The sequence below is a fragment of the Croceicoccus bisphenolivorans genome, from assembly GCF_001634625.1.
Taxonomy (GTDB): domain Bacteria; phylum Pseudomonadota; class Alphaproteobacteria; order Sphingomonadales; family Sphingomonadaceae; genus Croceicoccus; species Croceicoccus bisphenolivorans.
In genome coordinates this window covers 1-13496 of the sequence record NZ_LRSE01000009.1, presented here as the reverse complement: position 1 = coordinate 13496, position 13496 = coordinate 1, and the positions used below count along the sequence as shown (strand labels likewise).

Sequence of the window (13496 nt, the reverse complement as noted above, 5' to 3'; positions counted from 1 at the left end):
AACCTAGTGTCTTACAATCCCGGACAGTCGGGTTGTCTCAAGAAGGCATTTGGTCACTAGCAGGGAGTTGAACGGTCACGCAAAATCCGGTTGGTTTGCCGTTGCAGGCTTCAATTGTTCCGCCATGCGCCTGTATTGCACGTCGTGCGATTGCAAGTCCAAGACCAAACCCACTGCTCCCTTTACGGGATTTCACAAATGGGTCGAATATCATGGGGAGAAATTCCGGGTCAATCCCGGGACCATCATCTTCAATATCGAGTGTATAATATCGGCGTTTCTCCGAATAGGACAAGGCAACGCGTATCGCAGCTTTGTCGGGTGAATAAATCAGAGCGTTGCGCAGCACATTTTCAATTGCACGACGAATCAATCGTGCATTCCCCTGAACCAGAGGGCGGCGCCCCTCGCCCGGTAACCCGTCGATTCGCAAACTTATGCGGTCAGGCGCGGCGACCGACTCGAACCGGCCGTCGTCGATGACGCTTCGGACAACTTCACAAAGATCGAAATAGTCCTGGTCGGGCGCGACACCGTCCGTTTCGACGCGGGTGAGGGTCAGCAATTCCTCGGTCAACTCATTCAACCGGTCAATTTCCAGATTGATACGCTGAAGGCTGACCTCGATATTATCCTTGGATTGGTCGACCAAACTTGTTGCTAGCTGCATCCTGGCCAGAGGAGAACGGAATTCGTGCGATACATCGTGTAGAAGCCTGACACGGGCGCCCATCAAGTCTTCGAGACGCTTCGCCATGAGATCGAAATCGCGCCCCAAGTCGGCAATCTCATCGTTTCGCCGACCCATCTGAGCCGAAACCCGGGTGTCCAGATAACCTGCAGCCAAGCGGTCAAACCCAACCCGCAATCGACCGATGGGGATCGCAAGATAAAAGGCGAGTGCTGCACTGAAGACCAGGCCGCCGAACAAACCGACGATGAGCAGATCGGGAGGCACGTTGAAAACTCCACCCGGCCGCTTAGGTGCGCTCATCACCCAGGCAATCGTATAGGCTTCTCCGTCGGGCGTCCTGACGGTTTTTTCGAAATTCGCCACGCGGTTCTCAACGGGAGTAGACGAAGTGTGTCTCAGGTGAATGCTTTGCGATACACGATCAGGCAAGTCGTCCTTGTATCGTTCAAACGCGGCGCGCCCGGAGTCCTCCAGTATGATCGCACCGGCAACCACAAACGGGGGCGCGAAGTCGAATTCGGGGCCCATTTCAGCGTCTCTGCGCATCTGGAAAATCAAACCTATAACCTGAATCATGACGAAAAAGGTCAGACCGAAGGCCAGCAGAATCTTCCAGAAAAGCCGGCTCTTCACGACTGTTTCGTCTCGGAATTCACAAGAAGTCGATAGCCAATTCCGCGAATGGTCTCGATAGCGACAGATGAATTGCTGGCTCGCTGCATCTTGAGCCGCAAGTTGCTCATGTGTACGTCAACGCTTCGATCATAGACTTCGCGCTTTCGGCCCAAGACTTTCAGCGACAAGTCGTCTTTTGTCGCTACGCTCTCGCCGGACAACAGCAGAATATGCAGCATGGAAAATTCTGTTGCAGTCAGTTCCAGCAATCGCCCATCCCAGGTAACCTTTCGAGCTCCGGTGTGAAGTTCGAGTTTCCCGGATGACAATGAGGCCTGCTCCGACGTGGGCGGGCGATTACGCCTCAGCACGGCGCGCAGTCTTGCAACCACTTCGCGCGGATAAAAGGGTTTGGCGACATAGTCGTCCGCCCCAAGCTCAAGGCCGATCACCCGGTCTACCTGATCGCCCTTCGCGGTCAGCATCAAGATTGGCACCGAACTTGCCTCGCGCAGATTGCGCAGCACCTCGATCCCACTCATTCCCGGCATCATCACATCGAGGATGACAGCATCACACCCCCCTTGGGCGCGTTGCAGGCCCGCGACGCCATCCTGTTCCGCCTGAACGGCAAATCCTTCGCCCTCGAGGTACTTCTGCAGCATCTCACTGAGATCGGCATCGTCATCGATGATGAGAATTGAGGGGCGAAGCATATTCATCACTCGCAGCTACCGTCGAACGAACACCCGCGCCAGCGACCTTGCGAAATCTTTACGCTGTGCTTCCGGTATCTTGACCCAAGATGCTTGTTTTCGGGCGCATAAGGATCGCGGTCGCGCAGAGCGATCGGCGGGCAGCAATGCGGCACCTTCCCGAGGTGAGTGATTAGTCCCCACAACCGACGCCGCGTTGTTGTCCGTCACCGCTCTAGCACCAAATGGACTGACGGGACGAGATTTTTTCCATGAACCTCAAATATGCGAGCGAACTGCTCATCTGTTCCAGTGCGATCACTCTCTGCTGCATTTCGGTTTCGCGGGCGGACACGACGGTAAATGGCGACCGCTCGGCTCCGCTTTCGACCTCGTCGGCCGGCGACGTGACCATTGCCGCAGACGCCACGCTGGATGTCACCGGCTCCGATCCGCTTACCCTGGACGACAACTCCACGATCACGATCGAGGAAGATGGGGCAGTACATGCGGACGATGCCGATGCCCGCAATGGCATTAATGTCGCCGCCGGTACCAATGGGTCCATCGTGATCGACGGAGTACTACGGGTAGAAGAAGATTTTGTCCCGGACGACGATGACGGCGACGGCAAGCCGGACGGGCCGATAGCCCAGGCAAGCGATCGAACGGGGATTTCAGTCAATTCGAGTAGTGGGTCGATCACCAATGAAGGGGTGATCTATGTCGAAGGATTGAATTCCGCAGGAATCCGGTTCCAGGATGGCTGGTCGGGCGAGTTCGACAATACTGGATCGATCACTGTAGTCGGCGACGGAAGCGTCGGCATCGTCACGGGTGATGTCGCGACCGATTTCTCGGTTGGAGGGTCCGTATCGTCCGTCGGCGCCAACTCGCAAGTGTTGCTGATCGACGGTGACGTTTCTGGGCGCGTGATAATCGATGGGTCGCTTACCAAGAGAAACAGTTACACCAATGATGATGGCGGAACCTACACGCTGTCGCGGTCGCAACTGCGAGCGGTAGCCCCCGCTGTAGAGGTCACGGGAAGCGTCGCGAACGGTATTCTCATCGACGCACCACCGATCAACACCGATGATGACAACGATGATGAGGACGGGGACGGGATTGACGATTCCGAGGAGACGACCGGTTCGATCACCTCATACGGCGAATCACCGGCGCTTCTGATCGGTGGCGCCGATGATATCGTGATCGGAGGCGGTCAGACCCGTGACGGCACCTACTCGCTGGGTGTAGACGGTACCATCAACGCCTATGGTTCATACAGCACGTTCGACGCGACCGCTGTTGTCATCGGCGGCGAAGGCGGCAGTGTCGATTTGTCGTCCGGTATCAGCGTAGGCGGCACGATCAGGGCCACCACTCCCGATGCGTCGGCACTGGCACTTCTTATCAACGATGGCGCCAATGTACCCGATCTCTATGTTAGCGGGCAGATTTCTGCCGTCATCTCGTCGACGGGCGAAGGGTCCGCCATCGCCGTCCGCGATCTGTCCGGAACGCTCAGCCAGATCGACAATACCGGGGCCATCATCGTTTCGGGTGCGGCCGAGGACGAAACGATCGCGCTGGACCTGAGCAACAATACGACAGGCGTCACCATCCTTCAGTATCTCAACGAGATTGATGCCGAAGCCTATGCAGAAGAGCTGGAAGACGAAGATTACGACCCCGATTCGCCTACCATCTATGCCCGGATTACCGGCGACATCCTCACTGGCTCCGGCAACGATCTGATTGAAGCATCGACAGGTACGATCAGGGGCGACGTGTGGCTTGGCGACGGCGACGATCAGATGATCCTGTCAGGCAACGCGGACTTTGCGGGCGACCTCTACGCGGAAGCCGGTGATTTTTCCTTGTCTATGTCGGATAGTGCTCGCTTCGACGGACTTGTCGATGTCGCGGGCGGTCAAGCCACACTGTTTATTGCGGACAATGCGATCTTCAGCGGCACCACCGCAAATTCTGCACAGATGTCGGCGACGGTCACAGGGGGCTTGCTGCAAGTCGCGGATGGTGAATCCATGGTCCTCGATACGTTGGACGTATCGTCCGGCGGCAGGATTGGCGTGATCCTGGACGGCGACAGTCAAACCAGTTCCAACTTTGTCGTGAACACGGCCACTTTTGCTACTGGGTCAGGTCTTGACGTCGAGATCGACGATATCCTGGGCGCCGAAGGCACTTATACCGTACTGACGGCCAACACTTTAACCGGCGCATCCGAGCTCACACTGGACGCCGGCGAGTTGCCGCTGCTCTATTCCGCATCCCTCGCGACCGACGCGACGACGATCGCGGTCAGCGTGGAGCGGCGAACGGCGGAAGAGCTCGGCCTGACGAAACCGCAAACCGCAGCGTTCGATGCAATGCTGGCGACAGCGGCGACGAACAGCTATCTCGAAAGAAGCCTGCTTCAGGCGGAGGATATCGGAGAACTGCAACATCAGATCGATCAGCTGCTGCCCGATTACAACGGCGGCATTTTCGATTTTGTTGCGCGATCATCGGCTCTCTCAGCCCGGCGCATCACCGATACGGTCGGTTATTACGATGAATGGCCAATCGGAATCTGGGTGGAACCGCTGATCTTCCGGGGCAGCAAGAACGGTGACGGAACGGCAGGATACAAGAACGACGGGTGGGGCGTTTCGGGCGGTTGGGAACGCAGGCTTGGAGGAATGTATCTCGGCTTGTCCGGCTCCTGGATTTCAGGCTCGGTAGACACCGGCGACTATCAGTCGACCGACGTCAGCAAGTATGAAGTCGCGGGTCACTGGCGGATGCAAAATGGCAATTTCAACGCTTTTGCCAGAGCTGGGTATTACTGGGCAAAAATGGATTTCTCGGGCACTTTCAACGGTGCTATAGATGGCGATGAATTCTCCTATGGCAGCGCTTCGGACTGGTCCGGGAAAGGCTACACCGCGCTTGCTGGAGCATCATATGGCTTCGATGTGTCGACAAGCCTGTCGCTTCGTCCGAAAGTTGTCCTCGAGTATTACCAGTTGGACGAAAAGGGATATGAGACCTCGGCAGATACTGATGCACTCGCCTTATACGTAGAAGGCCGTTCCAGTGATCGCACAACAGTTACCCCTTCGATGATCCTTGGCTATCGGTTGGAGAACGAACCTGCCAGCCATCATCCACTCACGATCGAATTCGAGGCGGGTTATCAGTCCATCCTGAGCGGTGGTCTGGGTTCGGTCACCGCCAACTTTGAAGACGGCGAATCTTTTACGATTGAGCCGTCGGATATGTCGGGAGGCTGGACGACCGAAGCCCGAATTCGCTCAGGCGCATGGGATGGCGCATGGCAAATTGCGGTCGGAGCCCAGCAAACAGATGGCGATGTCGACTTGTCGGCCCGGATATCGATCAATGTCGCGTTCTGATCGGTTGCTGAAGCACGCTTTCCTCGGCGCTTTGACGGTAGCCGTTCTGGTTTTCGGTACCAGTGCTACCGCACAACAGATGCCGCAAGGCGGAGGGCCGCCCACGGGAGCAGGGCCACCTCCCGGGGGCGGCCCGGATGGCGGACGTCCACCGCGCATGAAGCCAGTAACAATCGATCTGGACGATATCGAAAAGACCGCGCGGGAGATGTTCGAAGCTGCCGATTTGAACAGCGACGGGATGGTAACGATTGCCGAACTTCAAGACTTGACTGATCGCGCACGCGACCAGGCAATTGGCGAGAGATTCCGATCGGTCGATACCAACGGCAATCAATTGATCGACCCCGCAGAATTCTCAGCTTGGCAACATTCTCTGGGCGCGCTCGCGTATCGCGACGATGGCTCGAGAGCTTACGACGTGACGCATCTCCCCGACGCGGTAGGGGTACCTTCGAGCTCAAACAAGAAGGGGCCCTTACTGTCGATCGTCATGGTTCCTCTGAGCAAGATCACCCTGATCGAGGCAAACACGAACTATGATGAAGGCATCGACTTTCGAGAATTCCTGATTCTGCAACGCAAAGAATTCGATAAGGCAGACGGGAATTCCGATGGCCGCCTGACCGATCAGGAAATCAGGGCCTGGGCCGACGGTCGCCGTTCCCAGCGCCCCGATTTGATTGCAGGCGAACGGCCGTCGCCTCCCGGAGCGCAGTCTCGTGATCCACGAGCACCTTAGCTGTCCAACCCCGCCGGCCAAACCAACATCGACTTGCGATTGGAAAATCTTGTTGTTGCCTCGCCCCCGAAACTGCCTGTCTTCTCCCCTGGCGCTTTCCATATGCGCCATTATCGTACTGCCGTTTGCGGGTCCGATCCATGCGCAGGATGATGGCACGGATACCGTGCGGTTGCGGGAGGTTCCGCAGCAGGTGACCGTCCAGTCTATTTCTGTTGCAGGCGCGCAGCGGCTCGAGCCGCAGACGATCCTGTCCTATATCAAGATGCGGGTCGGCGACGTCTACACCGCTGCCGCTGCCGATGCCGCGCTGAAGGACCTCTACGCGACCGAGCTGTTTACCGACGTCAAGATTCGCGAGCAGGACGGTAATGTCGTCATCCAGGTGGTCGAGAACCCGATCATCAACCGCATCATTCTCGAAGGGAACAAGCGGCTGAAAGACGACAAGATCTTTCCCGAGATCAAGCTCGCCCCGCGCCAGATCTACACCCGCTCGAAAGTGCGTGCCGACGTCAACCGGATCATCGAGCTGTACAAGCGGCAGGGCCGGTTTGCCGCCAGTGTCGAGCCCAAGGCGGTCACGCTGGACCAGAACCGCGTCGACATCATCTTCGAGATCAAGGAAGGGCCGAAATCCAAGGTTCGCCAGATCAACATCATTGGCAACGAGAAGTTCGCCGACGCCGACCTGCGTGGCGCGATGCTTACCAAGCAGACCGGCTTCCTTTCTTTCATCCAGGGCAGCACGAGCTACGATCCCGACAAACTGGCCTTCGACCAGCAGAAGCTGCGCCAGTTCTACCTGACCGAAGGTTATGCCGACTTCCGCGTCGTGTCCGCCATCGCCGAACTGACGCCGGACAAGAAAGACTTCATTATCACCTACGTCGTCGAGGAAGGCGATCGCTACAAGTTCGGGGACGTGAAGGTCGACAGCGAAATACGCGATTTCGATTCCGAGAGACTGACTTCCCAGCTGGCGATGCACCAGGGCGATTGGTACAATGCCAAGCAGGTCGAAGACACGATCGAGGGCCTTGCGGAAACGATCGGTGCGTTCGGCTACGCCTTCGCAAATGTCGAGCCCGATTATATGCGGAACAAAGACGACCTGACGATGGGTCTCACATTCCGTATCGCCAATGCTCCGCGCGTTTATGTCGAACGCATTGATATTAACGGCAATACGTTGACGCAGGACAAGGTCATTCGTCGTGAGTTTCGTTTGACCGAGGGCGATGCTTTCAACTCGCTGCAGGTCAAGCGATCGACGGCGCGCATCAACTCGCTGGGTTATTTCCAGGAAAACTTCGAGGTCGAGCAGGAGCCGGGCAGCGCGCCCGATCGCGTGAAGCTGATCGCCAATGTCGAGGAAAAGCCTTCCGGCGAGCTCCAGCTCTCAGCAGGTTTCTCCAGCACCGAGAGCTTCATCTTACAGGGATCGATCCAGCAGCGAAATTTTCGCGGCCGGGGGCAGACGGTTGGTCTTAGTGCCAGCCTTTCGGGTTATTCCAGATCGGCTCAGATTAGTTTCACCGAGCCCTACATCTTCGATCACAATATCGCATTCGGTGCAGATATCTATCGCCGCGATTACAGCAATGACTATTACAACAATAACAGTGCGACATACGAGACGACGACGAATGGGGTGTCATTCCGGCTTGGCTCGCCATTATCTGAATATACAACTGCTCTAATTAGATATTCTTTGAATCTTGAGGACGTTTCGATCAGTGGTGATTACTATTCCGATTTCGATGGGGATGGTAATTACACATGTGAACCCCTGTTTGCAGGGCGCTATCTTTGCGATGCGATCGGAAAGCGAACGATTTCAACCCTTGGACTTTCACTTGTCTATGACAATCTTGACAACAGGTTACGTCCTACGCGCGGTAACCGTGCCACCGCGAACCTCGATATGGCGGGCCTTGGCGGATCGGTCAGCTATCTGCGCGGACGGCTCGACGCATCTAAATATTATAATGTCGGCAGTGGCTTCATCTTCTCACTGCAAGCGCAGGGGGGCTACATTCATTCGCTTGATACCGGAGGCGACGGTACGACGGAAGATGTGCGGTTGACCGATCGCTTCTTCCTGGGGGAACCCCAGATGCGGGGCTTCGATGCTCAGGGCATTGGCCCACGAATTGTCCGCAAGCCGCTCCGGGACCTTGATTCAGACGGGGTCTATGAAACTGTCAGCACGGATCGCAGCGGATGGTCGGATGATGCACTGGGCGGTCGGGCCTATTATATGGCGCGCGGAGAACTGGAGATTCCGCTGTCTGCGGGCGCAAGAGAACTCGGCCTCAAGCCATCGATCTTTGTCGATGTGGGGGCGGTGTTCGGGCTGAAGACCCCGGAAACGCAAAGCGTGATCAGCCCGCTCTATCTGGAATCCGTCGATGTTGAAGGGAATGCTCTCGATACGCCCGTCTATACTAACAGCGCGACCGCGCCTGACGGATCGAGCAACAGCCTTGTCATATCCCCGTTTGTCGAGGAATACGTCGGCAACACGGCCAAGCCGCGCGTCTCAGTGGGCGTGGGCGTCAACTGGAACTCCCCGTTTGGCCCGTTGCGGATCGACTTTTCCAAGATTCTGCTGAAGCAGGAAGGGGACGATCCCAAGGCATTTTCCTTCAACATCGGAACGCAATTCTGAAAAGGGGGAGGCCGGCGCGCCCGGCACTCCTGGGGTTGATCGCAAGCAAGCAAGCGCGCTCGTAAGGCTGCACCGACGGCTGCCGATGGCGCAGACACAAATTGGGACAATTCCCCTGAGAATCAGGCAAACTTTTGCGAAGGACTCGGCGCACATTGAGCTCAACGGTCCATGATGGAACGTTGAGAAAAGGAGCAGTTGACATGAAGAAGTTCGCACTTGCCATCGCCACCCTCGCCACGGTCTTTAGCACCGGTGCGATGGCCGCCACGAGCTACGGTCAGGATCACAACCGAAGCTCGACCCGGGTAGAGCAGCGCTACGAAAATCATCAGCGGGGCATAGCTTCGCAGCGGATTGAGCAGCGCCACGACACGAAAAAAGGCGTCCAGAAGGTCTCGTATAAAACTTGGAAGAAGGGCGACCGGTTCGAGAGCCGCCATGCCAAGAACTATCGGGTCATCAACGCCAAGGCCTATGGCCTACGGGACGCGCCGAACGGATATCGCTGGGTCCAGTCGGACAATGATGCGGTGCTGATCGGCCTCACCAGCGGCGTGGTCGCGGCGGTTCTCGCCAACGCCATCCGCTAAACCATGACTTACCGTAAAGGGTCTCGGTGTCTATGACATCGAGACCCTCAGGATTCGAGGAGTAGGGACGCTGACAAACACCCGATCCGATCATCCTCACATTCTGTTGGTAGAAGACGATCGCGACATCCGCGATCCACTGGCCAGCTACTTGGACAAAAACGGCTTTCGCGTAAGCCGAGCGGAAGACTCGGAAGCGGCGCGCGAGCTTCTCGCCGCCCATGCAATTGACCTTGTTCTGCTCGACATCATGATGCCGGGCGAAGACGGGATCTCGCTCGCTGGCTTCGTGCGCGCGACAAGCAAGATGCCGATCATCTTCCTCACCGCCAAGGCCGAAGAGATCGACCGCATCATCGGCCTCGAACTGGGGGCCGATGACTACGTGACCAAGCCTTTCTCCCCGCGTGAACTGGTCGCCCGCATCAAGGCCGTTCTGCGGCGGACCAATGAAGGCGGGCAGGCGGTACATGCGCCCGAAGCAGACGCCTATGCCTTCGGCCCGTGGGTCTTGCGCACCAGTGACCGCGAACTGGTTGACCTCGACGGAGTCGCGACGCCGCTCTCGACCGGCGAATACAACCTTCTGCACACCTTCGTGACCCATCCCCGCCGCGTGCTGACGCGCGACCAGCTGCTCGACCATACGCAGGGGCGCGATCTAGCTGCATTCGAGCGCAGCATCGACAACCATATCAGCCGACTCCGGCGCAAAATTGAGACCAACCCTTCCAGCCCCGAGCTTATCAAGACAATCTGGGGCGGCGGCTACATGCTCGCTGCAGAGGTGAAACGGCTTTGACGCGGTTCCTGCCCCGGACGCTGACCACCCGCATGGTCCTGCTGCTCGGCTTCGCGTTGCTTTTGGCGCAACTGGCAAGCTTCGCGCTAGTGTGGAACGATCGGCAGCAGCTTAGCCGGGCGCGCAACGAGGCCCCGGCAATCACTCGCTTTGCCGAGGCCGCGAGCGACATCACCACCGCCGATTCCGAGTTCCGCCAGCTCGTGCTGAAGGACGCGTCCCGTCACGGCGCCGTGTTTTCGTTGGTCGCCGAGCCAGCTATCGCGGCGAGCGAACGTGATGCCGACCTCGAACAGCGGGTGAGGGAGGCGCTAGCCGACACCGGGCTCGCCGATGCCGAGGTCGAGGCGGCTCGCCTTGCTTCAGCTGGCGGAAGCGACCCGAATACGGTCAGGCCGACATTGCGGATGGCGGCCAGAATCACCAACAATAGCTGGCTCGAGGGACGGCTCCACTTGCGCCCGCAGGATCCCACACTGATCTACCGACTCGGCGCCGCCACGCTGGTGCTCTACCTGTTCGTCCTAGGCGCTGCGTCTTGGGGAACGCGCAGCATCAACCGCCCGCTGCGCGAACTGACCGATGCGGCGCACGAGTTCAGCGGGCAATCATCCACATCGCAGCTCGAACCACGCGGGCCTGACGACGTGCGCGAAGCGATGGAGGCGTTCAACGCGATGAACGCACGGATCGTCTCATTGCTCGAGGAAAAAGACTACCTGCTCGGCGCGATCGGGCATGATTTACGCACGCCGCTCACCTCCCTGCGCGTCCGGATCGAAAGTATGGAACCCGAAGAGGACCGCGACGCGGCAATTGCCAAGATCGAGGAAATGACGGCGATGCTCGAGGACATCCTGGTTCTCGCCCACGCCGCCCGTGCGGAGGGGCGCCCAATGGACCTGACGGCGCTGGTTGAAGCGCTCGTGGACGAATACGCCGAGCTGGATCGACCGGTCACGTTCGATCCCTCGCCACGCGTGACCGTCGAGATCGCGCCCGACCTCGTACGCCGGGCGCTGCGCAACCTGATCGACAATGCGGTGACATATGCTGGCGCCGCACAGCTCAGGGTTCTCGCCGAGGAAGCCTTGGTGGTCGTCGAGGTGCGGGACAACGGGCCGGGCATCCCGACTGAAGAGCGCGAGCGCGTCGTTCAACCGTTCCAGCGTCTCGAAGCATCGCGCAACCGGGACACCGGCGGCTCCGGTCTCGGCTTGGCGATCGCGCGCAGCATCGCCGAGAACCACGGCGGAAGCCTCGAACTCCGTCCAAACGCACCGCGCGGTTTGGTAGTAAGGCTGAACTTACTGCACTCATGAAAGCTTTGCCGGTCGCGTGGTGTAAAGCTCCAAATGGCGGCAGTTCTGACGGCGAATTTCGCGGACGAGGTCTATCAGCGGTACCAGCGATGCGCCGCGCTCGTGGAGACGTTCCTTCGAGTGGTTGCCGAAGCGTTCGGCGATCCAGTAGAACAGCGCGAAGGCAGGGACCAGCGCGAACATGGTCCAGGCAAAAGCGGTACCAACGAGGTCCAGCAGCGTGTCCCACGCACGCACCACCGGTGGGTAGGTTTCGACGCGCGAGATGGGGAGCTGGAAGGTGCCGCCGAACACCGTTTCCATCGTCACGGTCTTGGCCGGGTCGAACTCCATGAACATGTAGCCCATGGCATAGATCCGCATCCAGACAAGGTAGATATGGTGGTCGTCGAGACCATGCGCGACCATCCAGGACGCTAACGCGCCAAACGCGACGACGGCGATGATGAGCGGCCATTTGAGCCCGGCGGCAAACATGAAGCCGAAGTGTCCCAAGAGCTGGCTACCACGCGTAAAGTTACCGAGATTACGCCTCATCGCGGCCTCCCTCGGGTGCGGTGGAAGGGAGGCCAATTGCCGCGCATTGGCGGCGGTAGACCTTGTAGATCCGGTCGCGCAGCGTGGGGTCGGCATGACCGGCGAGCAGGCCATCGATACCGACGCGGGCAAAGACCATCATGCGCAGGATACGGGTGATCGAGGTGTCGTGCTGCAATGCCAGTTCCTGCTCGTCGCAGGCGCGCGAGAGCAGTGCGCGCAGCCAGGCGCTGACAGTCATGTCATGGCGCTCGGCGAGCTTGCGAACGCGGTCCGCAAGCTCGGGCGAAACATAGACCTGGATGGGTACGGGGCGGGTCATGGATCCGGGTTCCTTGGGTCAGGAAGCCCGGTTCACGCTGCGAAAGGCACCTTCGAACTACAGGAACAATGAGAACATGTCAAGAACATCGAAGAATGGCAGAATTCCGCGCATCCGCTTCCCCGCCTCATGAACAATGCAGGACATCTGACCCGATCATGAAAAGAAATGGGAAAGCTGCCATTCTGACGATGACGCCACCAAATACCTGTTTTAAATAACTTTTCCGGCTTCAAACCGGTGCGACAAGTCGCGTGGGGTGTGCTCCCTGTTCCCAGCTTCGACGGCGAGGTCCAGTGATAGGATCGTGATCCAGATGGAGGGACTTATCGTTACCTTCCAGTGGGTGCGCCTGCGGCTTGATAGTGCGCTGTTTTTCGACCTGATGAGGTACCGATATTGCCCACTGAACAACTTATGATACGGTCCGATTCGTGGTGAAGGATGGGCGTGCGACTGATGGCAAACTTGACCTGCAGTGGGTCGCCTGACGGCAGCCATTCCGAGACGACGGCGAGCAATTCGAGGGGCGCATAGGTGGCGTCAATCGAACCTGACAGGATTTCCTCCGCATGCTTCGCATGGTACAATTTTTCATCGAACCTGTCGCCCCCGCAGGCCATAATCCGTTCTCTCCAGGAATCAGAAATCACCTTCGTCAATCGTCAAAATCCACCCGCTTCGGTGGTCGCTTTATAGGCAGAAATGCACATCAAGCTCGACACCTAGGGAAGCCGATCTGAGGGAGAAGGCCTTGCAGGAACTTGGTGCGATTCTGCTCGAATGCGGCGCCGAAACGCTCGAGGCCGGCAAGCTCAAACGGCTCGTCAAACGGGCTTCAGCGATGGGTCTCGATGCCGCACTCGAACGCTTGGGTGCAACGCCTTGATCCCGTAAAGCGGACATGAATTTCCGCCGCGCCTACCCTGCCCTTCCAGCAGGACAAGCAAAAGAAAGGCCCCGGTGGCGCGTGCCAGCGGGGCCTTGTCGTTGTACCGTGCCGATCAGTCTTCGTCGATCGGCGGAGCATCCTGGTTGTCCGAGCGGTTCGGGCGCGACAGGAAGTCGACCTTGT

Annotated in this window: 12 protein-coding genes; 7 read left to right on the top strand and 5 right to left on the bottom strand. The window is 58.3% G+C overall.

Annotated features, from left to right (window positions below; genetic code table 11):
• Positions 1-37 precede the first annotated feature (37 nt).
• Both A7A77_RS10935 and A7A77_RS10930 read right to left on the bottom strand, forming a co-directional pair.
• Positions 38-1327, bottom strand: coding sequence for a HAMP domain-containing sensor histidine kinase (locus tag A7A77_RS10935; protein ID WP_066557715.1), 1290 nt, complete (start codon positions 1325-1327; stop codon positions 38-40).
• Entirely contained in the window at positions 1324-2031 is a 708-nt protein-coding gene (locus A7A77_RS10930) for a response regulator transcription factor (protein WP_216635579.1), read from the bottom strand. Before A7A77_RS10930 ends, A7A77_RS10935 begins: the two co-directional genes overlap by 4 nt.
• A gap of 245 nt (positions 2032-2276) precedes the next feature.
• On the opposite strand from A7A77_RS10930, the gene A7A77_RS10925 reads away from it, so the two are divergent.
• From A7A77_RS10925 to A7A77_RS10900, 6 genes are all read left to right on the top strand, one after another.
• Positions 2277-5429: an autotransporter family protein gene (locus A7A77_RS10925; protein WP_066557712.1), complete on the top strand. Its 3153-nt coding sequence runs from the start codon at positions 2277-2279 to the stop codon at positions 5427-5429.
• Between the two features lie 157 nt (positions 5430-5586).
• Positions 5587-6171, top strand: a complete 585-nt coding sequence (locus A7A77_RS10920) for a CREC-EF hand family protein (protein ID WP_066557710.1) — start codon at positions 5587-5589, stop codon at positions 6169-6171.
• Positions 6172-6247: 76 nt separating this feature from the next.
• Positions 6248-8845: an outer membrane protein assembly factor BamA gene (bamA, locus tag A7A77_RS10915; protein WP_483772885.1), complete on the top strand. Its 2598-nt coding sequence runs from the start codon at positions 6248-6250 to the stop codon at positions 8843-8845.
• 203 nt (positions 8846-9048) lie between these two features.
• Positions 9049-9438, top strand: a complete 390-nt coding sequence (locus A7A77_RS10910; RefSeq protein ID WP_066557704.1) for an RcnB family protein — start codon at positions 9049-9051, stop codon at positions 9436-9438.
• Positions 9439-9544: 106 nt separating this feature from the next.
• The gene (locus A7A77_RS10905) at positions 9545-10240 is read left to right on the top strand and encodes a response regulator (protein ID WP_281180014.1); all 696 of its coding nucleotides are present in this window, start codon (positions 9545-9547) and stop codon (positions 10238-10240) included.
• Entirely contained in the window at positions 10237-11562 is a 1326-nt protein-coding gene (locus A7A77_RS10900) for a sensor histidine kinase (protein WP_066557696.1), read from the top strand. Before A7A77_RS10905 ends, A7A77_RS10900 begins: the two co-directional genes overlap by 4 nt.
• Here A7A77_RS10900 and A7A77_RS10895 read toward each other — a convergent pair.
• The 3 genes from A7A77_RS10895 to A7A77_RS10885 form a co-directional block, all read right to left on the bottom strand.
• Positions 11557-12099 (bottom strand): hypothetical protein, encoded by a 543-nt coding sequence (locus A7A77_RS10895; RefSeq protein ID WP_156500528.1) that lies wholly within the window; start codon positions 12097-12099, stop codon positions 11557-11559. The two genes, A7A77_RS10900 and A7A77_RS10895, sit on opposite strands and share 6 nt — an antisense overlap.
• Positions 12089-12421, bottom strand: a complete 333-nt coding sequence (locus tag A7A77_RS10890; RefSeq protein ID WP_066557691.1) for a ribbon-helix-helix protein, CopG family — start codon at positions 12419-12421, stop codon at positions 12089-12091. Before A7A77_RS10890 ends, A7A77_RS10895 begins: the two co-directional genes overlap by 11 nt.
• Before the next feature lie 332 nt (positions 12422-12753).
• Entirely contained in the window at positions 12754-13083 is a 330-nt protein-coding gene (locus A7A77_RS10885) for a hypothetical protein (RefSeq protein WP_156500527.1), read from the bottom strand.
• Between A7A77_RS10885 and A7A77_RS18315 the strand changes: the two genes are divergently transcribed.
• On the top strand, positions 13083-13310 hold the full coding sequence (locus tag A7A77_RS18315) for a DUF6437 family protein (protein ID WP_066557686.1): 228 nt from the start codon (positions 13083-13085) through the stop codon (positions 13308-13310). The genes A7A77_RS10885 and A7A77_RS18315 overlap by 1 nt on opposite strands.
• Positions 13311-13496 lie beyond the last annotated feature (186 nt).